Below are 19,797 nucleotides of genomic sequence, written 5' to 3' on the forward strand. Positions count from 1 at the left end.
CCCTTTTAATATGGGCCAAAGGTGTAAAAAGAAAAAGCCCCTTTGCATCATCGTGATCGCCCGTACCGTGTGTTGACGCAGTGTCAGGCGATATCCCGCGCCTGCGCGGGGGCCAGACGGACAGCGGTGCCGTAGGCGACGATTTCCGACGCGCCCTTGGCAATGGCCGAGGTCTGGACCCGCATGCAGATGATGGCATCGGCCCCCAGCGCCTGCGCCTCTGCGACCATCCGGTCCAGCGCCTGTTCCCGCGCGCCCGCCATCAGCGAGGAATAGCCGGACAGCTCACCGCCGACGAGGGATTTCAGCGCCGCGACGATATCGGTGCCGACATGTTTGGCGCGCACGGTTGCGCCGCGCACAAGGCCCAGCGTTTCGGTCACGGGCCGCCCGGCGACGGTTTCGGTGGTCACGATCAGCATCAGTGGTTCATCCCGTCATAATGGTCTTCTTCGGCATTGCCGACGCGTTCAGAGATGACGCGGTAAAGGACATAGCCCACCAGCGCGGCGGGCAGCAGGGCAAGCGCGCCAAAGGGCACCTGAAACGCCGCCAGCAACAGCGCCGCCAGCCAGAAGGTCGCGACCATGCCTGCGATGACGCAGACCACGATCAATACAAATGTGTCGAGTTTCATGGGCCGGTCCTCCCCGATGACCAGAGTAGCCCCGGAGAGTGACAAAGGAAAGCGGCAGAGAGGCAGGGGGCTTTAGCCCGCCGCCATCTGGTTGTGTTTGCGCGCGATGAACTTCTTGGCGGTTTCCACGGCGACCGCCGCATCACGGCAATAGGCATCAGCCCCGATGGCCTTGCCGAATTCCTCGTTCAGCGGCGCCCCACCTACGAGAACGATGTAATCGTCGCGGATCCCCTGTTCCTTCATCGTGTCGATGACGACCTTCATGTAGGGCATGGTGGTGGTCAGCAGCGCGGACATGCCAAGGATGTCCGGTTTGTGCTCTTCCATCGCGCCAAGATAGGCGTCGACGGCATTGTTGATGCCCAGATCGACAACCTCGAACCCGGCGCCTTCCATCATCATCGCCACAAGGTTCTTGCCGATGTCGTGGATGTCGCCCTTGACGGTGCCGATCACCATCGAGCCCATGCGCGGCGCGCCGGTTTCGGCCAAGAGCGGCTTGAGGATGAACATGCCCCCCTTCATCGCGTTGGCGGCCAGCAGCACCTCGGGGACAAACAGGATCCCATCGCGGAAGTCGTTCCCGACGATGGTCATGCCGCCCACCAGCGCCTCTGTCAGGACGCGGTAGGGGGCCCAACCGCGTTCCAGCAGGATGTTCACACCCTCTTCGATCTCTTCCTTGAGACCGTCGTAGAGGTCGTCGAACATCTGTTGGACGAGTTCCTCATCGTCCAGTTCAGAGAGGATGATGTCGTCTTCTTCGTCGGACATGACGTGATTCCCTTGCTTTGACATGCCGTGACATGCCGTCGTTACAACGACTATTCGTCGTTTTTGCCGAATTTCAATTGGTGGATTGCGACATGGAACGCAGCGGGACCGACCTTGGGCACCCGGCGTGCGTAAAACTTGCACATGTTCCCGTTGTGTTCTAGTTTTCGGGCATGTCGTCTTCCGCCCGCCCTGTCGATCCTGCTCTGGCCCGTGGCCGGGCCGCGCTCAGCCGTGAGTGCGGGCGTTATGAACGGCTGCGGCGTGAGGATGTGCATGACGGCTGGGACCTGCCCGAAGAGGGTGCTGTCTTTCGCACCGAGGTCAGCGAAGAGGTGCCGCGCTCTGTCATCACCTATGTGCGCTCTCCCGATCTGCCGTTTGACCGTTCGCTGAACCCGTACCGGGGGTGTGAGCACGGGTGCATCTACTGTTTCGCGCGTCCGACCCACGCCTGGCTGGGCCTGTCGCCGGGTCTGGATTTCGAGACGCGGCTGGTGGCGCGGCCCACAGCACCGCAGGTGTTGGCGCGGGAATTGCGGGCAAAGAAATACAGCGTCGCGCCGCTGGCCATCGGCACCAATACCGATCCCTACCAGCCGGTTGAACGGGACCGGGGCATCATGCGCGCCTGCCTTGAGGTGCTGCGCGACTTTCGCCACCCGGTTGCGATTGTGACCAAGGGCGCGTTGATCGAGCGCGACATCGACATCCTGTCGGACATGGCGGCGCAGGGGCTGGCGCGGGTGGGGATTTCCGTCACCACGCTGGACGAGGGCCTGTCGCGCCGGATGGAACCGCGCGCGCCGGGGCCTAAACGCCGCTTGCAGGTGATCCGCAGGCTGGTGGAGGCCGGTGTGCCGGTGCGCATCATGGCCTCGCCCATGGTGCCGGCACTGACCGACCCGGAACTGGAGTCGATCCTGACAGCGGGCGCCGAGGCCGGGGCGACCTCTGCCAGCTGGATCATGCTGCGTCTGCCGCTGGAGGTGGCGCAGCTGTGGCAGGACTGGCTGCACGAACACTATCCCGACCGGGCAAACAGGGTGATGAACCACCTGCGCGACATGCACGGCGGAGAGGTCTATTCCTCCAAGTGGTTTGCCCGGATGCGTGGCGAGGGCCCCTATGCGGACTTGGTGGCGGCCCGGTTTGCACGGGCGGCGCGGCAACTGGGACTGGACCGCAGCCAGCCACCGCTGCGCTGTGACCTCTTCGCCCCGCCACCGCAAAGCGGCGATCAACTCAGCCTGTTCTAGGCCGGGCTGCTGCCGTGCGATGATCGGGGGAGGGGACATGTTCAGATCGGGTCCAAGGGGTTCAGGGTAGCGCAATGGGACCGGCGCAAAGGCTGCGCCGGGCGACTGATGCCAATGACGAAACAGGCGCGCCCCACCGGTCCGGCGGGGCTTCGGCTCAGGAGGTCCGCCGACGCTTGTTGCGCCGCTCTCTTGTGGGGCCTTCGCCGTCGGTGCCATCGCTCTCGGATGAGAACCCGCCAAGCGTCTGTGTGATCTGTTCCAGCGTGGGGCGCGGTCCCGGCTCGTTGGTTTCCAGCGCCGCGCGCATCGCGCTCAGGTGATCGGGCATTGTGCCACAGCAGCCGCCGATGATGCGCGCGCCGCAATTGCGGGCCATCAACGCATATTCGGCCATCAGCGCCGGCGTGCCATCATAGTGGATGTGGCCTTCGTGGTATTTCGGAATCCCGGCGTTGCCCTTGGCGATAATGGGGCGTTCGGCCTCCGCCGCGACGAAACCCAACACCGTACGCAACAGGTCCGACGCGCCCACGCCGCAGTTCGCGCCAAAGCCGATCGGCGGATTTGGCAACCCCTCGACCATCTTGACCATATCGGCCGAGGTCATGCCCATCATGGTGCGCCCGGCGGTGTCAAAGCTCATGGTGCCGCACCACGGCATTCCGGCGTTGGCAAAAGCCTCGGCGGCGGCCTTGAATTCTTCGGGGGCCGAGATCGTCTCGACCCACAGCACATCCGCGCCGCCATCCTTCAGGCCGTTGGCGGTTTCCTCGAACATCTCGACCGCGCGTTCATGGCTGAGCGATCCCGCCGCGCCCATGATCTCGCCCGTCGGGCCGACCGATCCGGCCACGATCACCTCACGCCCCGAGGCATCCGCGATCTCACGGCCCAGTTCGGCGGCCAGCTTGGACAACTCATAGGCGCGGTGGCCCGCATCGTGCAGTTTCAGCCGCGAGGCATTGGCGCCAAAGGAATTGGTCAGGAACAGGTCCGACCCGGCATTGACCGCGCCCCGGTACAGCGTGCGGATCTTGTCCGGCTCATTCTCGTTCCAGAATTCCGGCGCGTCACCGGATTGCAGGCCCATGTTGAAAAGATTCGTGCCCGTGGCCCCGTCCGCCAGCAGCCAGTCGCGCTGCGCAAGGGCCCGGGTGAGTGCGTCGGTCATTTGTGTCGCCTTTCCGGAGGTCGTCGCCCGCGTGTTTCACATCCAACCAGCGCAGGCAAATTCATAATTATCATCATTTACATGAGGAAGGTTTGTCGCCGGGTCAATCGGGGGCCGCGGACAGGTGGCCCGACAGGCCCCGGCAGACACGGTGGGTCATGCCAGCAAAGCGGTGGGCATCCGGTCACCAAGGCCGACAAGCTGCGCGAGTGACCACAGGGCCGCGCGCGGAATATTGACACCCCAGGCGGCGGTTTCGCGCGCCAGAACCTTGGCTTTCTGAAACAGAGTCCGGCCTGGGTCGCGGCTGGCGCAGACATCTGCTGGCCGCCCGCCCCATGCAAACGACGCCCAGGCGCGCCAGCCGTGATAGGCCTCTGTCACAAGGATCAATTGGGCATCAGGCGGCAGGTCGGGGCGCGAGAACAGCGCGTTTTGCAGGGTCGAGAGCGACCGCGTCTCAAGCATTAGGGCCGTGACTGGGATGCCATCGGCGCGGGCAATTTTCGCCAGCAACAGCGCGTTGCTGGTGGCCTTGTCCGGGGGGCCGCCGGTCAGGTGCAAGCGCGATACCTTGGCGCGATCATATAGCGAGATCCCGGCGTGGATGCGGCCAGACTTTGCCGTTTGTACCCGTTTCAGGTGCTCCGTGCCGCCGCCCAGCACCACGGCGATATCATAGGTCGTGTCCACTTCGGAACAGTCGCGCGTCAACAGCGTCGATCCTATGGCAAGCAAAAGGCACAGCGCCGCGTACAGCGTCGCGCCCTTCAGCGGTCGGACCAACTGCTGTTTTATTCCCACTCGATGGTGCCGGGCGGTTTCGAGGTCACGTCATAGGTCACCCGGTTGATGCCCTTGACCTCGTTGATGATCCGCGTGGCCGTCTCGCCAAGGAAGTCATGGCTGAACGGGTAATAATCCGCCGTCATGCCGTCGACAGATGTCACCGCGCGCAGGGCGCAGGCGTAGTCATAGGTCCGCCCGTCGCCCATCACGCCCACGGTGCGCACCGGCAGGATCGCCACAAAGGCCTGCCAGATCTTGTCGTACAGCCCGTGTTTGCGGATCTGGTCGATATAGACCGCATCCGCCTTGCGCAGGATCTCCAGCTTTTCGCGGGTGATCTCACCGGGGCAGCGGATCGCCAGACCGGGGCCGGGGAAGGGGTGACGCCCGATGAACGAGGCGGGCAAGCCTAACTCATGCCCCAACGCGCGCACCTCGTCCTTGAACAACTCGCGCAGGGGTTCGACCAGCGTCAGCCCCATCTTTTCCGGCAAGCCGCCGACGTTGTGGTGCGATTTGATCGTTACCGAAGGGCCGCCGCTGAACGACACCGATTCGATCACATCCGGGTACAGCGTGCCCTGCGCCAGAAAGCGCGCGCCCTCGATCCCGTCGGCGTATTTCTGGAACACGTCGATGAACAGCTTGCCGATGATCTTGCGCTTGGTTTCCGGGTCGGAGACGCCGTCGAGTTCGCCCAGAAAGAGTTCCTGCTCCTGCGCGTGGATCACATGCAGGTTCATGTGGTCGCGGAACATGCCGACCACTTCTTCGGCCTCGTGCAGGCGCAACAGCCCGTGATCGACAAAGACGCAGGTCAGCTGGTCGCCGATCGCCTCGTGGATCAGCGCCGCCGCGACAGAGCTGTCGACCCCGCCGGACAGCGCGCAGATCACCTTGGCGTCGCCCACCTGCTCGCGGATCTTGGCAATCGCCTCTTCGCGGTAGGCACCCATGGTCCAGTCGCCCTTGAACCCGGCGGCGCGCACGAAATTCTCGTACAGGGTGGCGCCGTTGGGGGTGTGATGCACCTCGGGGTGGAACTGCACCGCGTAAAACCGCCGCGCCGGATCGCCGGTGATGGCAAAAGGCGCGCCGGGCGAGGTGCCGAAGACCTCGAATCCGGGCGCGATTTCGGACACGTGGTCGCCGTGGCTCATCCAGACCTGCTCACGCCCGGAGCCATCCATGAACCAGCCGGTCAGCATGTCCAGCCGCCGCTCGGTCGGCTGCACATAGGCGCGGCCAAATTCAGAGGTGCCCTCACCGGCGACAACCTTGCCGCCCAGATCCTGCATCATGACCTGCTGGCCATAACAGATGCCCAGAATCGGCACGCCCAGATCATAGACCGCGCGCGGCGGGCGCGGGCTGCCCTCCCGCGTGACCGAATCGGGCCCGCCGGAAAAGATCACCGCCTTGGGCGCGAAATCGCGCAGAAAGGCGTCGGTGACATTCTGGTAAGGGTGGATTTCACAATAGACATTCAGCTCACGCAGGCGGCGCGCAATCAGCTGCGTTACCTGGCTGCCAAAGTCGATGATAAGGAGGCGGTCATGCTGGATCTCGGTCATGCCTTCCATTAGGCAGGACCGCCGCAAAGTTCAATGTGGCCTGTGCTCAGCCAGACAGAAAGGCATCGGTGCGGTCCAGCATGGCGGCCCATGCCGGATCTTGCGGCAATAACATGTGGCTGCGGCTGTTCAGCCGGACAAATTGCGCCCCCGGCAGATGTGCGGCCAGTTTCTGACCCTGGCTCAGCGGATGGATGGCGTCGCCTGCCGCGTGAAAGATCAGCGCCGGGATGCGCACCTTGGGCAGGTCGTCGCGGACATCGAACCGGTCGATCACCTTGCGCAGGGTGACGGCACGCTCCGGGCTGGCGGTCGACAGTTGCATCGCCACCAGTTCGGCGCGCTGCGCGCGTGTGGCGTCGGGGGCAAACAGCGTGGCAAAGGCCTGCATGAAAGGGCTGTCGGCCTTGCCCCATCCGGCGCGGATCATCGCCAGCATGGTGTCCTCGTCCAGATCCTCTCCGGCGGCGGCGCGGTGCACGCGGCCTTCGACATAGCCGCCCACAACCACCAGCCGCCGGACCCGATCCGGCCAGCGCGCGGCAAAGCGGATGGCGACGGGGGCGGCCTGCGAGGCGGCAAACAGGTCAAAGCGGTCCAGCCCCGCCGCATCGGCCACCGCCGCCAGATCATCGGCAAAGACGTCGATCCCGGTCAGGGGGGCGTCGCGCTCTGACAGGCCGGTGCCGCGCAGGTCATAGCGGATCAACCGGCGACCGGCGGCGAGGCGGGCGATCAGCGGCCCCCACAGGGCGCTTTGCGTGTCCATTTCCAGATGCGACAGCCAATGGCCGATCCGCACCAGCGGCGGACCTTCGCCAAGCGCACTCCATGCAATGGCGGTGCCATCGGAGGACAGCGCGTACCTGACATCGGGCGGCGGCATCGCCGCCGGGGCAGGGGGCGCGTCCTGATCCAGTTGCGCGACAAAGGTGAACCCCCGCCGGGGGATCGTGCGCAAAATGCCCTGTTCCTTGCCGGAATCGCCCATGGCGGCCCGTGCCGCGCTGATCCGCGCGCTGATCGTCGCGTCCGAGACGGCAAGCCCCTTCCACACCACCTCGACCAGCCTGTCCTTGGAAACGACGCTGCCGCCCGACTGCGCCATGAAGGCGATGAGGTCAAAGACCTGCGGTTCGACATGCACCTCTTGCCCGGCGCGCACCAGTGTCCGCCGGTCGAGGTCCATGGAACATGAGGCAAAGCGCAGGATCATGGTGCCAGTGTCCCGCGTCCGCGCGGTTTCTCAAAGGGATTTTGAGAGCAGCAGGCCAATGACAAGAGTTTCGCAAGACAATGACAAGCGCGTCTTCAAGCGGCGGCGCGGTGTCGGTGGTCAGATGATCCTATCGAAACGCCAGCCGGAGTGACCGACATGACCCGCCACCCAGACACCTTTCGCACCCGCCCCGACGGGTCCATCGATACCGCCTATTACATGGCCCGTGGCCGCGTGCTGCGCTCTGAGGCGGCGCATGCGATGGTCCGTCCCGATCCCGAAACACCCCGCCCGCGCCGTGGCTTTGCCCGGCTGTTCGGCGGGGCCGCTGTCTGACGGGCCGCCGATCCGTCAGCGCCCCCCCCCGCGTGCCGAAAAAGGCGCCTTTCTGCGGCGCGCGGGGCCCTACCCCATGGAGTAAGACTTGACGCGCCCGCGCTGCCGTCCGCGTTGCACGTCCGCCCGCCACGACCAATACGCCATCCCCGCCGCCGCGCCGACGTACAGCACACCGGCGACGACCAGCAGTTCCCCCGGTACAGGGCCCACATCCGCGCGGGACATGGCATCGTCCCAACTGACCACAGCGGTTGGATGCACCGCCAGCTTGCCGGCAAAGGCCATCGCCTGAATGAGCAGAATCCACAGATAGTTGGACCGCAACCGGCGCCCGACAGAGGTCATCATGCTGACGTGGTAGGTGGGGGCCAGATAGTCCTGCGCCAAGGTCTTTTGCCAATTGTCCTCCAGATGCAGGTCGCCGTCGTCCAGCATCGGGGCGTAGAAGTGCTTTTCCATCCAGCGGCAGCGCGCGCGCCAGACGTTGAAATAGCGATAGCGCCGCGCCTCCAGCATCAGGAACAGCAGGATCAGCACGCCCACCAACACCAGCGGCAGGGGCGACGAATCCGGCGAGGCAAAGCTTATCGACAGCGCCACGCCCAGCGTCACCACGGCCCAGTTTGTCGTGGTGTCCAGCCGGGTCCGCCAGATCGTGCTGCGGTAAACCTCGCCCCGATAGAGATGGGCAACGGCGGTGATCTCGGACGAACTGAGCGTCTTGCGCTCTTTCTTGGGTTCGGGCTCCGGTCTTGTCTGTTGGTCGGTCAGGGCGGCCTCTCCTCCCATGGTGCTGGCCTCCTTTCTTTTTTCCCACTCTGGCGCGAAGTGGCGCGCAGGTCAAAGACGCGGTGAAAGCGGCTTGCGATTCCCGGTGCGACGGGATCGGATGCACCGGGACCATGACAGGGGGCAGAGCAGATGCGGGTACTGACGGAATTCGGGATGGGCACGTCGCTGCGCCGGGGCGACTACACAGAGGCGGCGGCGCGGGCGCTGCGCGATGCGCTGTGGAAATCCTCGATCAACGCGGCAGAGTGGCTGGGCCGCGACAAGGCCGAGATGCGCTTGCAGGTGCAGATCGCCGTGCAAAAGCCAGAGGCCGTGGATGCGGCGGAACTGGCCGGGGTGTTCCCCTATGGCGCGGCGGATATCTCGGTCGGCTTTGGCGGGCTGGATGTGCCGCGCCCCGAAGGCCTCGGCAATCCGACGATCCTTGCCCACGCGGCGATCACCGTCACCTTTGCAAAGGATGCGGCATGACACAGCGACTGATTGTGCAGATGGGCATGGGGGTCGGGGACACGATCAGCGAGGCCGCCACGCGGGCGATTGCGGATGCGCAGGGCCGCGCGCGCATACACATAGAGGCACCCTTTGCCACCCGCCTGACGCTGGGCCTGCCGCAAGCGGCAGAGGTTGACCCCAGCGATCTGGCGCGGGCCTTTGGCACCCCTGACGTGGACCTGCATGTGGTGGCGGGCGGAATGCACCTGCCGCAACCCGGTGGGGGCGCGCTGTTTGTCGTCAGCGCCGCGATTGAGAGGTTCCCGCAATCCCTTCCCGCGCAGGGGTGACCCCGCGTCCGGCCGGTGGCGGTTTTGCCTTGCCACAGGCGCGCCTTGACGATGTGCGGCACACCGGCCAGCGCCTTGGTCCCCCCGATGCGGCGCGTGCTTGACCGGGCATGACAGGAATATGTCGCTTTTTCCTGCCAAGCGCCGCAATCGCGCGAAAGCCGTCGGGGCGAAGCGAGTAGATACAGACCACACCCATTCCGGGCGCTTTTGTGCGCCCATTTCGGTCGAGGACGACAGATGGCAGACGTGGCAGCGCGCAAACGGACACGGGGCGGCGGCGGTGCCGCGCGCCGGGCGGAACGGACCTCGGTTCAGGTGGACACGGCAAAGTACATCGAGCGCAAGATCCCGAACCTTGAAATCCTCGACGAAGCCGCGTTGCAGCTGATCGAGGACCACGCCGAACAGGTTCTTGAGGAAATCGGCGTCAACTTTGTCAACAACCCCGCCGCATTGGACCGCTGGCGCGCCGCCGGTGCAAATGTGGACGGTGAACGGGTGCGGCTGCCGCGCGGCCTTGCCCGTGCGCTGATCAAGACCGCCCCCGCGCAATTCACCCAACACGCGCGCAACCCCGAACGCTCTGTCGAGATCGGCGGCAAGAACCTTGTGCTGGCGCCGGTCTACGGCCCGCCCTTCGTGCGCGATCTGGACGGCGGTCGGCGTTACGCCACGATCGAGGATTTCCGCAAGTTCGTGAAGCTGGGGCAGATGTCGAAATGGCTGCACCATTCGGGCGGGACGGTCTGCGAGCCCACCGACGTGCCGGTGAACAAACGCCATCTGGACATGTTGCTGGCGCACATGACCCTGTCCGACAAACCTTTCATGGGGTCAGTGACAGAACCCAGCCGCGCGCAGGACAGCGTGGACATGTGCAAGATCCTGTTCGGCGAAGAGTTCGCAACCAACAACGCGGTCATGACCTCACTCATCAACATCAACTCGCCGTTGACCTTTGACGACGTGATGATGGGCGCGCTGGAGGTCTATTCGTCGAACATGCAGGCCTGCATCGTCTCCCCCTTTATCGTTGGTGGTGCGATGGCCCCGGTGTCAGTTGCCGGGACGCTGGTGCAGGTGTTGGCAGAGGTTCTGGCCGGCGTCGCCTATTCGCAACTGGTGCGCCCCGGTGCGCCGGTGATCTTTGGTGCCTTTGTGACCTCGATCGACATGAACTCTGGCGCGCCCACATTCGGCACGCCCGAGGCGTCGCAGATCACCTATGGCGCGGGCCAGTTGGCGCGCCGCCTGAACCTGCCGTTCCGGTCGGCGGGGTCGTTCTGCGGATCGAAACTGCCCGACGCGCAGGCGGCCTATGAGACCGCGAATTCGCTGAACATGGGGCTGTTGTCGGGCGTGAACTTCATGCTGCACGCCTGTGGCTGGCTCGAAGGCGGTCTGGTGTCCTCGTTCGAGAAATTTGTGATGGATGCTGACCAGCTTGGCACGCTGCACAAGATGGCGCAGGGCGTCACCGTCGATGAGGATACTCTGGCGATGGACGCCATCCGCGAGGTTGGGCCGGGCGGCCACTACCTTGGCTGCGCCCACACGCAGGCCAATTTCAAGACCGCCTTCTGGCGGTCCGAACTGCTGGATTACAAACCCTATGAGACCTGGTCAGAGGAAGGCGCGCGCGACACCGTCGCGCTGGCCAACGCGCGGGTGCAAAAACTGATCGACACCTACCAGCAGCCGCCGCTCGATCCCGCGATCTACGAGGCGCTGCACGCCTATGTCGCGGAAAAGAAGGCCTCGATGCCCGACGCCTTTACCTGAGGCGTCGCGCAATCCCAAAGGGCAGAGGCGGTCTCAATGGGCCGCCTCGCGCAGGATGCGGGCCTCACCCATCATCGCGGTCAGCACCTCGACATGGCGACTGACCGAATAGGCGGCGTCATTCTTGTGGCGCTTGTCGTCCAGATCCGCTTCCATCTCCATCAATCGCATCAGCGCCGCGCCGGGGCGGGGCAGGGTGCCATAGCCGATCAGGCGATGCAGGTGCGGGTTGCGCCGATAGTCCTGCGCGCCGATCCGGGCGGCCCGGATCAGGATTCGCGGGCGGCGCAGATCGTTCAGCAATCCAAGAATGTCTTTCATGTCGTCGTTCCTCGCTTGATGCGGATATGAGGCGACTATGCACAGCTTGGGCGGGTGTTGCGTTCTGGGCGTCCGCGCCGAACGCCGGCTTCAGACCTGGTTTAAGATTCTCATAAACAATCAATTTTGCGATGTTTGTTAACTCAACAGTAACAAGCACACGCCTAGGTTGCGACTATAGCCATTGGGGACAATTCTGTGGAAAACACCCTTGTTACGATCCGCGCACATGTGTGACACGCGCGCTCTCACCCCGGCAGATCCCCTGCCGAACTGGGTGCCAGAGGCGGCGCGCGTCTATCTTGCGCACACGGAACAGGGGTGCTCGATCAGGGAACTCGCGCGGCAAGCTGGGTGCCACGCGTCGACCGTCCTGCGCCAGGTGCGCAGGATCGAGACCCGCAGGGACGATCCTCTGATAGATGCGGCTTTGTGCAACCTGGGGGCAACCGGACCAGAAAGTCCGGGGCAAGAGACCAGAAAGGACACGGACCCGATGAACGCTGCCACCACCCCTATGCCGCCGGACGAGACGACGCTCGCCCGCGAGGCGAGGCGCGTGTTGCGCCGAATGTGCGAAAGCAGCGCGGTTCTGGCCGTGGCGGCCGAAATGGACAAGGCCGTCGTGGTGCGCGACACCGGTGACGGGGGCAACACCCGGACGGCGGTCATTGATGTGGCGGTCGCGCAGGCGATGGCGCTGAAAGACTGGATCGCCTGCGAAGCACCGGGCCGGATCTCGCGCTATCGCATCACTGCGGCGGGGCGCGCCGCGCTCAACCGGCTGGTGGCCGAACAGGAAAACCGCGTGCGCGGCTTTGCCGAGGCGCAGGCCGGTTTCGACACCGGACGCGCCGCAGAGGCCGCGCTGGATGAGGTCGAACGCGACCCCCGCGCCCGCAAGGGGCGCTATATGCTGGCCGAAAGCCCGCTGACCGCGCTGTCGCGGCGGCGTGGCAAAGACGGTGAGCCCTTCTTGTCGGATGTTCTGATCGCCGCCGGAGAGCGTCTGCGCGAGGATTTCGAACTGGCGCAGATGGGGCCGCGCACGGCGCAGAACTGGGACCAGTTCCTGACCGCGGGCGTCTCGACGGCACCGGGGGACGGCGGCGACAGCGGGGCGGCGGCGGCGCAAGAGCGCCTGCAAGCCGCGCTGCGCGACCTTGGCCCCGGCCTTGGCGACGTGGCGCTGCGGTGCTGCTGTTATCTTGAGGGGCTGGAGACCACCGAACAGCGGCTGGGCTGGTCGGCACGTTCAGGCAAGATCGTGCTGCGGATTGCGCTGCAACGTCTGCGCCGTCACTACGAAGACCGCGCCAAGGGCGGTGGCGATCTCATCCGCTGAGGCGGCGCTTTGCACAGTGGACAAACCGATAGGGCATTCAACGCATGGCCCCGGAGCGGCAACATGCCACTCCGGGGCCTAAGTCTTTGAAACACCAGAGGTTGGTGCAGGGGGACACTCGCTACGTTTGGGGATAGGCCACAGATCCTGCGACCAGGTACACTAGAAACGCCCCCTGCAATCCGGTATTAAAGTCTAAGCCGACTGCACATGAGGGGAAAATTCCGTGCGCGATCTCAAAATGCCCGCCGAACGTCACCCGGAAAAGGCCCATCGCCCGGACAATGCCCAGCCGAAAAAGCCAGCCTGGATTCGCGTCAAGGCCCCCGGCGGCGAAGGCTATGCCGCCACCAAACGCATCATGACCGAACACAACCTGGTGACCGTCTGCCAAGAAGCGGGCTGTCCCAACGTCGGCGAATGCTGGAGCCAGGGCCACGCCACCATGATGATCATGGGCGAGATCTGTACCCGCGGCTGCACCTTTTGCAACGTCGCCACCGGCCGCCCCGATACGCTGGACGCGTTTGAACCGGGACGCGTGGCCGATGCGGTGCAGAAACTGGGCCTCAACCACGTTGTCATCACCTCGGTCGACCGGGACGATCTGGCCGATGGCGGGGCCGAACATTTCGCCCAGACGATTCGCGCCGTGCGCCACCGCGCGCCGGGCACAACGATCGAGATCCTGACCCCCGATTTCCTGAAATGTGGCCCCGAGGCGCTGGAAATTGTCGTCGCGGCCAAGCCGGATGTGTTCAACCACAACCTTGAAACCGTGCCCGGTCTGTACCCCGAGGTGCGGCCCGGCGCGCGTTATTTCCACTCGCTGCGGCTGTTGCAGCGGGTCAAGGAACTGGACCCGTCGATCTTTACCAAGTCGGGGATCATGGTTGGCCTTGGCGAGGATCGCCAGTCGGTGACGCAGGTCATGGACGACATGCGCGCGGCAGATGTCGATTTCCTGACCATCGGCCAGTACCTGCAACCGACCACGAAACATCACCGGATTGACCGGTTCGTGACGCCCGAAGAGTTTGCAGCTTATGAGAAATCGGCCTTTGGCAAAGGGTTCCTGATGGTCTCTGCCACGCCTTTGACGCGGTCTTCGTACCACGCGGGGGACGATTTTGCCCGCCTGCGCGATGCTCGGCAGGCCAAGCTGGCCCGCAACTGACCCCCGATCCCTGCTCAGGACACAACGAATCGCCCGGACATTGTCCGGGCGTTTTCGAATCCATCTTTTCGGGAATGGGCCGGGCCGGGAAATGACCGGCTTGGGCATTGGGGCAGGGCGCTCCGGGCCGTCACCGGCCCGGAGCGAAATGGTCACTCACCAAGCGGCGGCAATGCCTTGATATAGGCGGCAACCGCGTTGCGGTCCTCTGCCGGCAGGTGTGAAAAATTCTCCACCACCTCTGCCATATGGCCACCCACCGCGTCGAAGGTGGGGGTGAACCCCGATTCGAGGTAGTAGGCCACGTCTTCCGCCGACCAGTCGAGCTTGTCCGGTGTCAGCGGCGGGATCGTGCCCTTGCCCGACGGATTGGGCGCGCCGCCCATCCAGCGGCCCTTGTCCAGCGCCCCCACCGGGTTGCGCGGGGTATGGCATTCCGCACAATGGGCCAGCGTCTCGACCAGATACCGGCCACGCTCGTTGCCGTTCGCCTCCATCACGTAGTCATCCGACATGAACAGGAATTTCCAGCCGCCGACAGAGCGGCGGATGTTGAACGGAAAACCCACGTCATGCGGCTTGCTGGCAACATCGCTGGCAGGCAGCGTCTGCACATAGGCCCAAAGGTCGACCAGATCCTGATCCGCCATCTTGGTATAGGCGGTGTAGGGAAAGGCCGGGTAATAGTGCTGACCTTTGGGGTTCACGCCGCGCGTCACCGCGTTGGCGAATTCCTCAAGGGTCCATCCGCCGATACCCGCCGCGGGATGAGGAGAGATGTTGGGCGCGTAGAAGGTGCCAAAGTCCGAGACGAACTCCATCCCGCCGGTCAGCACCAGCTTGTCCTCGGCCCCCTTGGTGTGGTGGCACGAGGCACAGCCCGCAGCGGTGAACACCGTCTCGCCGCGCGCGGCATCGCCGGTCAGCCCGTCGAATTTGGCCGCGTCCACGCGGTTGGGGGCCGTGACCCACAGGCCGATCCCGGCGCCGACAATCGCCGCCAGGACCACAAGTTTCAGGAACGTGCGCACCGCGGCTTACTCGGGCGCGCGGTACGTGTCGTGGCAGGCCTTGCAGGCCGCGCCGAGCGCGCCCATGTTCGGGCCGATTGCGTCTTTGCCAGTGCCCGCGACGGCGGCCATCGCTTTGGCGGCTTCACCGAAACCGGCCCATTTGGCCATCACGTCGTCGATGTTGTCCCAGATGCCGGGCAGCGCGCGGGTGCCGTCGATCGACGACGAGTCGGTGCCTTCGGGCCACAGCGCGGGCTGCGAAATCATCGACACCGCGACCAGCGAATCGGCGGCGGCCTGAGCGGCCTCTGCGTCATAGTCCACGGTCCCGCGGGCCATGCCGCCCAGAATGCCGAGGTTCAGCGCCATGATGTTGAACTGGCCCTGTCGCGCCTTGACCGGCTGCGGAAGTTCCTGAGCAAAGGCGGGGGCGGCAAAAACGGCCAGCGCGGCCAATGCGGTAAACGAGGATCTCATGGGTATCTCCCTGTGTTGAATACCTGCAGCATAATATCGCAGGCGATTGTGACAATCACATTCTTGTTTCCACGATCTTTCGCCACCTTCGCAAGACAATAACGCAAATAAACGTGCCGTCTTGCGGCGTTTGACCGGGACAGGGCGACCTGTCTATCCTCGCCTCAGCAATATTTTTTTCATGAGGTCCATTATGTTTCGTCCCCTTGCCGCGCTGATTGCGCTCTGGCCGCTGGCCGCCCCGGCGCAGGGCGCGCTGGACACCCCGGTTTCCCCGGCGCTGGCCGAGGCGCGCAGCCACTGGCTGAACGGGCGCTATGACGGCATCTGGGACACGGTGCGCAGTGCGGCCGAGGACGGGCACCCGGTGGCGCAGAACATCCTTGGCGCGGGATTGACGGAAAAGGACGGCGGGCAGGGGCTGGCCTATGACCCGGCGGCGGGGCTGGACTGGTACCAACGCGCCGCCGCACAGGGCTTTGCCCGCGCGCATTTCAACATGGCGCTGTTCTGGCAGGACGATCACACCGGCTTTGGCATCGACTACGCCAAGGCCCGCGCCGAGGCCGAAGCCGCCATCGCGCTGGGGTACGCGCAGGCCTACAACATCCTTGGCGACATGGCCCACCACGGGCGCGGCACCCCGGCGGACAAGGCGCAGGCGCTGGACTGGTATCGCAAGGGCGCGGACGCGGGCACCTTCAACGGGCTGCGCGAGGTCGGCTATGCCTATTACCACGGCAACGGCGTGGCGCAGGATGTCGACCTGTCGCGCCTCTACCTCGAACGCGCCGTGGCGGCGGGCGACAAGAAAGCCATCCCCGATCTGGCATGGCTGTACGAAGGCAACGACGGCATCGCGCAGGATCTGGTGAAATCATGGCTGCTTTACCGGCTGGGCGTCGAACGCGGGGTGCCCAAGGCGGCCTATGAGCTTGGCCTGTTTGTCGCATGGGAGGAGTACAAGGGCGTCTGGCACGATCCGGTGCAGGGCTACGGCTACTGCCTCTTGGCCATCGACTGGGGCCATACCCTCAGCGACAGCGACATCGCCGAGGAATGTGAGGCGCTGGCCAAGGATCTTGACGAAGGCCAGCGCGCCGCCGCCCGCAGCTTTGCCGAACAGCTCAAGTCCCGCTAGGCGATCAGTCGGTGAACCGCACCTTGCCGATATAGGGCAGGTTGCGGTTCCGCTGGGCAAAGTCGATGCCGTAACCCACGACAAACTCATCCGGAATCTCGAACCCGGTCCAGTCCGCGCGCACCTCGACCTCGCGCCGCGTCGGCTTGTCCAGCAGCGCGATCACCTTCAGCTTGCGCGGCGCGCGCGCCCGCAACAGGTGGATCACGTGATGCATGGTGAACCCGGTATCGACGATATCCTCGACCACCAGCACGTCGCGCCCCTCGATCCCGCCGCGCAGATCCTTGAGGATGCGCACCTCGCGGCTGCTCTCCATCGCATCCCCGTATGAGGAGGCCTCAAGGAAATCCACCTCCACCGGAAGGCCCAGTTCCCGCACCAGATCGGCGATAAAGACAAAGCTGCCGCGCAGCAGCCCCACCACCACCAGCTTGTCGGTGTCCGCGAACTCGCGGTCGATCTGGCGCGCCAGCGCCTCGATTCGGGCCGCGATGGACTTGGCAGAGATCATCTCATCTACGACATAAGGACGCTGTGTCATGGCTTTCCCTTGAAATCCCGGTCGCACAATACGAAATCCACCGCCATTGTCAGTCCCGAAAAGAGCGACATGCCGACCCACTCAGAGACCCGCAAGCTGCCCTATACCGCCCAACAGATGTACGATCTGGTGGCCGATGTCGGGTCTTATCACGAATTCCTGCCGTGGACGGCGGCGGCGCGCATCCGCTCGCGTGAGGACGCGGGCGATCATGAGGTGATGCTTGCGGACCTCGTGATCTCGTTCAAGGTGTTCCGGGAAAAATTCGGCAGCCGCGTGACCCTGTGGCCGGACGACAAACGGATCGACACGGAATACCTTGACGGTCCGTTCAAGCATATGATTTCCAAATGGAAATTCCGCGACGTCGCGGGCGGGACAGAGGTCGATTTCTTCGTCGATTTCGAATTCCGCAACCGCATCCTGCAAGGCGCGGCAGGCATGTTCTTCTACGACGCCATGCAGCGCATCGTCCGCGCGTTCGAACGCCGCGCGGCAGAACTGTACGGCTAGGCGCGCCCCGCAGATCTCCGCCCGCGTACCCCGTCCCGGACCTGATCCGGGACCTCATTACCCCTTCTCCAAAGCCACCGTTAACCATCTGTTCGGGAATTTGACCGGGGCAGGGCGGTTTGCCCCCGAATTGCCCGATTCCCGGCCCATATCTTACCCGGTCGTTACCACCCGGAACCGGAGCCATGCCCGCCGTCTTCAATATCGCCGCCCTGCTCTTGCCGCAGACGCAGACCCTCGGGATGCCGCAGGCGGCGAAATCCGCCGCCCGTCAGGTGCCGCAAGCTCAGGCGCAAATCGCCGCGCAGGCCGCGCCAACAGCCGCAGCGCCCTTTGGCGCAGGCACGCCGATGGCCACCGGCGCTGTACTGCCGCCCTCGGCGCAACTGCCGGTGCCCGCGCCGCCGCCCGTCGTCTCGACCAATCAGACCGGGTTGATCGCCGCCGCGGCCATCAACGGGCTGGACCGCGCCCCCGACGACAGGCCGCGCGACCCGCATCAGAACCGCCGCGACCACAGGCCCGGCCTGCCAGAACAACGCGCAAAACCGCGCCCCACATCCGCCGCGCAAGAGGTTGCGCCAAAGGGGCTGCCCGGCGGTCCCGCGCCCTCCGCCACCGGCGGCACCGTCCATCAGGCCGCGCCGGGATACGGGGCCGCACGCATGGCGCTGCACGGCTGACTTTACCTCGCCGCACATCCCGTTAGTGTCGCGCCGGACCACAGACCGGAGCGCGCCATGCCATCCTCCTTCACTCCGATCATCGACGCCGCCCGCGCCGCCGACACCGATACCGCCCGCGCCATCATGGCGCTTTCAGCGCTCGACTGGGCGGCCTGCGGCATCGCCGGACAGGCAGAGCCGGTCAGCGTCAAGACCCGCGCCCTGATCGTGGAGGAGGGCGGTGCCGCTCAGGCCACGCTTTTTGGCGGGGGCAGGGCACCGATGCGCGGCGCGGCGCTGGTCAACGGCGCGACCTCACATGCGCTGGATTATGACGACACCCATTTCGCCCATATCGGCCACCCCTCGGTCGCCGTCCTGCCCGCCGCGCTGGCGGTCGGAGAGCGTTACGGCAAGACCCTGCCGCAGATCCTTGAGGCCGCCCGCCTCGGGGCAGAGGCCTCGATCCGCTTTGGCCTGCGCTTTGGACGCGCGCATTATCAGGCGGGCTATCACCAGACCGCCACCGCCGGGGCCTTTGGCGCATGCCTCGCCGCTGCGGAACTGATGGACCTGACCGAAGACCAGACCCTGCACGCCCTCGGCCTTGTCTCGACTCGCGCCTCCGGCCTGAAATCGCAGTTCGGCACCATGGGCAAACCCTTCAACGCCGGAATCGCCGCGTCCAACGGGGTCGAATCCGCGTGGCTCGCCGCGCAGGGGTTCATCTCCAACCCCGACGCGCTCGACACCACCAACGGGTTTGTCCAGACTCACATTTGCGACGGTGACACGGTGCAGCCGCCCGGCGCGCTGCTGGAAACCCTCAGCCACAAATACCACGCCGGTTGCCACGGGTTGCACGCCACGCTAGAGGCGCTGGCCCTGCTGCCGCGCCCCGACGCAACACAGGTCAAAGCCGTCACTATCACCACCCATCCGCGCTGGTTGACGGTTTGCAACATCGCCGCGCCGCGCACCGGGCTGGAGACGAAATTCAGTTATCGCATGGTTGCCGCTCTCGCGCTGCTGGGCCATGACACCGCCGCGCTGGACACCTACTCGGACGCGCTTTGTGTGGACCCGCAGATCACCGCCCTGCGCGACCGCGTGACGGTGCAAACCGACGACACCCTGACGGAAACCGAAGCACTGGTGACGCTCGACACCGATGGCAGTTATGAGGCGCATTTTGATCTGGAGGCGCCGATGCCGCTGGACACCCGCGCCAATCGCCTGCGCGCCAAGGCGGCGGCCTTGGCGGGCCCCGACCGCGCCGCCGCCCTCTGGCAAGCCATCGAGTCCGGGGATCGCGCGGCATTCAGCGCCGAAATCGCGGGGTGAATTGTCCGCCCATTTCGGGGCAAGGTGTTAACGCGCCGTAAAAACGCCTCTGTAACCTCTTGATTTTACAAGACCGGGTTTCTGTCCACGCGTGGACAGAAAAAAACGGGCCCCGCAGGGCCCGCTT

Annotated in this window: 23 protein-coding genes; 11 read left to right on the forward strand and 12 right to left on the reverse strand. The window is 65.0% G+C overall.

The features are described from left to right. Window positions 1-83 precede the first annotated feature (83 nt). The 3 genes from ACN0S5_RS10790 to ACN0S5_RS10800 all read right to left on the reverse strand — a co-directional run bounded on the left by ACN0S5_RS10790 (window position 84) and on the right by ACN0S5_RS10800 (window position 1,414). Window positions 84-422 carry a YbjQ family protein gene (locus tag ACN0S5_RS10790; protein WP_417208202.1) on the reverse strand — a complete coding sequence of 113 codons (339 nt, stop codon included), beginning with the start codon at window positions 420-422 and terminating at the stop codon, window positions 84-86. Beyond that, the gene (locus ACN0S5_RS10795; RefSeq protein WP_417208203.1) at window positions 422-637 is read right to left on the reverse strand and encodes a hypothetical protein; all 216 of its coding nucleotides are present in this window, start codon (window positions 635-637) and stop codon (window positions 422-424) included. Before ACN0S5_RS10795 ends, ACN0S5_RS10790 begins: the two co-directional genes overlap by 1 nt. Before the next feature lie 72 nt (window positions 638-709). Beyond that, window positions 710-1,414 carry a corrinoid protein gene (locus ACN0S5_RS10800; protein WP_417208204.1) on the reverse strand — a complete coding sequence of 235 codons (705 nt, stop codon included), beginning with the start codon at window positions 1,412-1,414 and terminating at the stop codon, window positions 710-712. Between the two features lie 173 nt (window positions 1,415-1,587). Between ACN0S5_RS10800 and ACN0S5_RS10805 the strand changes: the two genes are divergently transcribed. Further along, window positions 1,588-2,673: a PA0069 family radical SAM protein gene (locus ACN0S5_RS10805; RefSeq protein WP_417208205.1), complete on the forward strand. Its 1,086-nt coding sequence runs from the start codon at window positions 1,588-1,590 to the stop codon at window positions 2,671-2,673. Between the two features lie 157 nt (window positions 2,674-2,830). Here the strand turns inward: ACN0S5_RS10805 and bmt are convergent, their stop codons facing one another. The 4 genes from bmt to ACN0S5_RS10825 form a co-directional block, all read right to left on the reverse strand. Then, complete coding sequence (bmt, locus tag ACN0S5_RS10810; protein ID WP_417208206.1) at window positions 2,831-3,847, reverse strand: betaine--homocysteine S-methyltransferase; 1,017 nt, start codon at window positions 3,845-3,847, stop codon at window positions 2,831-2,833. A 156-nt stretch (window positions 3,848-4,003) separates the two neighbouring features. Next, window positions 4,004-4,633 (reverse strand): YdcF family protein, encoded by a 630-nt coding sequence (locus ACN0S5_RS10815; protein WP_417208207.1) that lies wholly within the window; start codon window positions 4,631-4,633, stop codon window positions 4,004-4,006. Between the two features lie 8 nt (window positions 4,634-4,641). Further along, complete coding sequence (guaA, locus tag ACN0S5_RS10820; protein ID WP_417208208.1) at window positions 4,642-6,210, reverse strand: glutamine-hydrolyzing GMP synthase; 1,569 nt, start codon at window positions 6,208-6,210, stop codon at window positions 4,642-4,644. Between the two features lie 46 nt (window positions 6,211-6,256). Then, window positions 6,257-7,426 carry an alpha/beta fold hydrolase gene (locus ACN0S5_RS10825; RefSeq protein WP_417208209.1) on the reverse strand — a complete coding sequence of 390 codons (1,170 nt, stop codon included), beginning with the start codon at window positions 7,424-7,426 and terminating at the stop codon, window positions 6,257-6,259. A 159-nt stretch (window positions 7,427-7,585) separates the two neighbouring features. Here ACN0S5_RS10825 and ACN0S5_RS10830 point away from each other — a divergent pair, with 159 nt between their 5' ends. Beyond that, complete coding sequence (locus tag ACN0S5_RS10830; RefSeq protein ID WP_417208210.1) at window positions 7,586-7,765, forward strand: hypothetical protein; 180 nt, start codon at window positions 7,586-7,588, stop codon at window positions 7,763-7,765. Window positions 7,766-7,834: 69 nt separating this feature from the next. On the opposite strand, the gene ACN0S5_RS10835 is transcribed toward ACN0S5_RS10830, so the two are convergent. After that, window positions 7,835-8,557: a DUF2270 domain-containing protein gene (locus ACN0S5_RS10835; RefSeq protein WP_417208211.1), complete on the reverse strand. Its 723-nt coding sequence runs from the start codon at window positions 8,555-8,557 to the stop codon at window positions 7,835-7,837. A gap of 132 nt (window positions 8,558-8,689) precedes the next feature. Between ACN0S5_RS10835 and ACN0S5_RS10840 the strand changes: the two genes are divergently transcribed. The 3 genes from ACN0S5_RS10840 (at window position 8,690) to ACN0S5_RS10850 (ending at window position 11,130) form a co-directional block, all read left to right on the forward strand. After that, entirely contained in the window at window positions 8,690-9,031 is a 342-nt protein-coding gene (locus tag ACN0S5_RS10840) for a Lin0512 family protein (RefSeq protein ID WP_417208212.1), read from the forward strand. Then, window positions 9,028-9,345, forward strand: coding sequence for a Lin0512 family protein (locus tag ACN0S5_RS10845; RefSeq protein ID WP_417208213.1), 318 nt, complete (start codon window positions 9,028-9,030; stop codon window positions 9,343-9,345). The genes ACN0S5_RS10840 and ACN0S5_RS10845 overlap by 4 nt, the downstream gene beginning before the upstream one ends. 240 nt (window positions 9,346-9,585) lie before the next feature. Then, window positions 9,586-11,130 (forward strand): trimethylamine methyltransferase family protein, encoded by a 1,545-nt coding sequence (locus ACN0S5_RS10850; RefSeq protein WP_417208214.1) that lies wholly within the window; start codon window positions 9,586-9,588, stop codon window positions 11,128-11,130. A 33-nt stretch (window positions 11,131-11,163) separates the two neighbouring features. On the opposite strand, the gene ACN0S5_RS10855 is transcribed toward ACN0S5_RS10850, so the two are convergent. Continuing rightward, window positions 11,164-11,451 (reverse strand): DUF6477 family protein, encoded by a 288-nt coding sequence (locus ACN0S5_RS10855; protein ID WP_417208215.1) that lies wholly within the window; start codon window positions 11,449-11,451, stop codon window positions 11,164-11,166. 229 nt (window positions 11,452-11,680) lie between these two features. Between ACN0S5_RS10855 and ACN0S5_RS10860 the strand changes: the two genes are divergently transcribed. Both ACN0S5_RS10860 and lipA read left to right on the forward strand, forming a co-directional pair. Continuing rightward, the gene (locus ACN0S5_RS10860) at window positions 11,681-12,796 is read left to right on the forward strand and encodes a DUF6456 domain-containing protein (protein ID WP_417208217.1); all 1,116 of its coding nucleotides are present in this window, start codon (window positions 11,681-11,683) and stop codon (window positions 12,794-12,796) included. Window positions 12,797-13,022: 226 nt separating this feature from the next. Further along, complete coding sequence (lipA, locus tag ACN0S5_RS10865) at window positions 13,023-13,973, forward strand: lipoyl synthase (RefSeq protein ID WP_417208218.1); 951 nt, start codon at window positions 13,023-13,025, stop codon at window positions 13,971-13,973. Window positions 13,974-14,125: 152 nt separating this feature from the next. Here the strand turns inward: lipA and ACN0S5_RS10870 are convergent, their stop codons facing one another. Together ACN0S5_RS10870 and ACN0S5_RS10875 are read right to left on the reverse strand one after the other, a co-directional pair. Then, window positions 14,126-15,004 (reverse strand): c-type cytochrome, encoded by an 879-nt coding sequence (locus ACN0S5_RS10870; RefSeq protein ID WP_417208220.1) that lies wholly within the window; start codon window positions 15,002-15,004, stop codon window positions 14,126-14,128. Between the two features lie 6 nt (window positions 15,005-15,010). Next, window positions 15,011-15,463 carry a c-type cytochrome gene (locus tag ACN0S5_RS10875; RefSeq protein ID WP_417208222.1) on the reverse strand — a complete coding sequence of 151 codons (453 nt, stop codon included), beginning with the start codon at window positions 15,461-15,463 and terminating at the stop codon, window positions 15,011-15,013. 193 nt (window positions 15,464-15,656) lie between these two features. Between ACN0S5_RS10875 and ACN0S5_RS10880 the strand changes: the two genes are divergently transcribed. Then, window positions 15,657-16,604: a tetratricopeptide repeat protein gene (locus ACN0S5_RS10880; RefSeq protein ID WP_417208224.1), complete on the forward strand. Its 948-nt coding sequence runs from the start codon at window positions 15,657-15,659 to the stop codon at window positions 16,602-16,604. A gap of 4 nt (window positions 16,605-16,608) precedes the next feature. Here ACN0S5_RS10880 and hpt read toward each other — a convergent pair whose 3' ends face one another. Then, window positions 16,609-17,148, reverse strand: a complete 540-nt coding sequence (gene hpt / locus ACN0S5_RS10885) for a hypoxanthine phosphoribosyltransferase (RefSeq protein WP_417208226.1) — start codon at window positions 17,146-17,148, stop codon at window positions 16,609-16,611. A gap of 69 nt (window positions 17,149-17,217) precedes the next feature. Between hpt and ACN0S5_RS10890 the strand changes: the two genes are divergently transcribed. The 3 genes from ACN0S5_RS10890 (at window position 17,218) to ACN0S5_RS10900 (ending at window position 19,670) form a co-directional block, all read left to right on the forward strand. Next, complete coding sequence (locus ACN0S5_RS10890; RefSeq protein WP_417208228.1) at window positions 17,218-17,661, forward strand: type II toxin-antitoxin system RatA family toxin; 444 nt, start codon at window positions 17,218-17,220, stop codon at window positions 17,659-17,661. Between the two features lie 185 nt (window positions 17,662-17,846). Continuing rightward, complete coding sequence (locus ACN0S5_RS10895) at window positions 17,847-18,344, forward strand: hypothetical protein (RefSeq protein ID WP_417208230.1); 498 nt, start codon at window positions 17,847-17,849, stop codon at window positions 18,342-18,344. A gap of 57 nt (window positions 18,345-18,401) precedes the next feature. Beyond that, a complete protein-coding gene (locus ACN0S5_RS10900; RefSeq protein WP_417208232.1) occupies window positions 18,402-19,670 on the forward strand; it encodes an MmgE/PrpD family protein in 1,269 nt (422 codons plus the stop codon). Window positions 19,671-19,797: the final 127 nt, after the last annotated feature.

The organism is Antarctobacter sp. (genome assembly GCF_048262615.1).
Lineage (GTDB): Bacteria > Pseudomonadota > Alphaproteobacteria > Rhodobacterales > Rhodobacteraceae > Antarctobacter.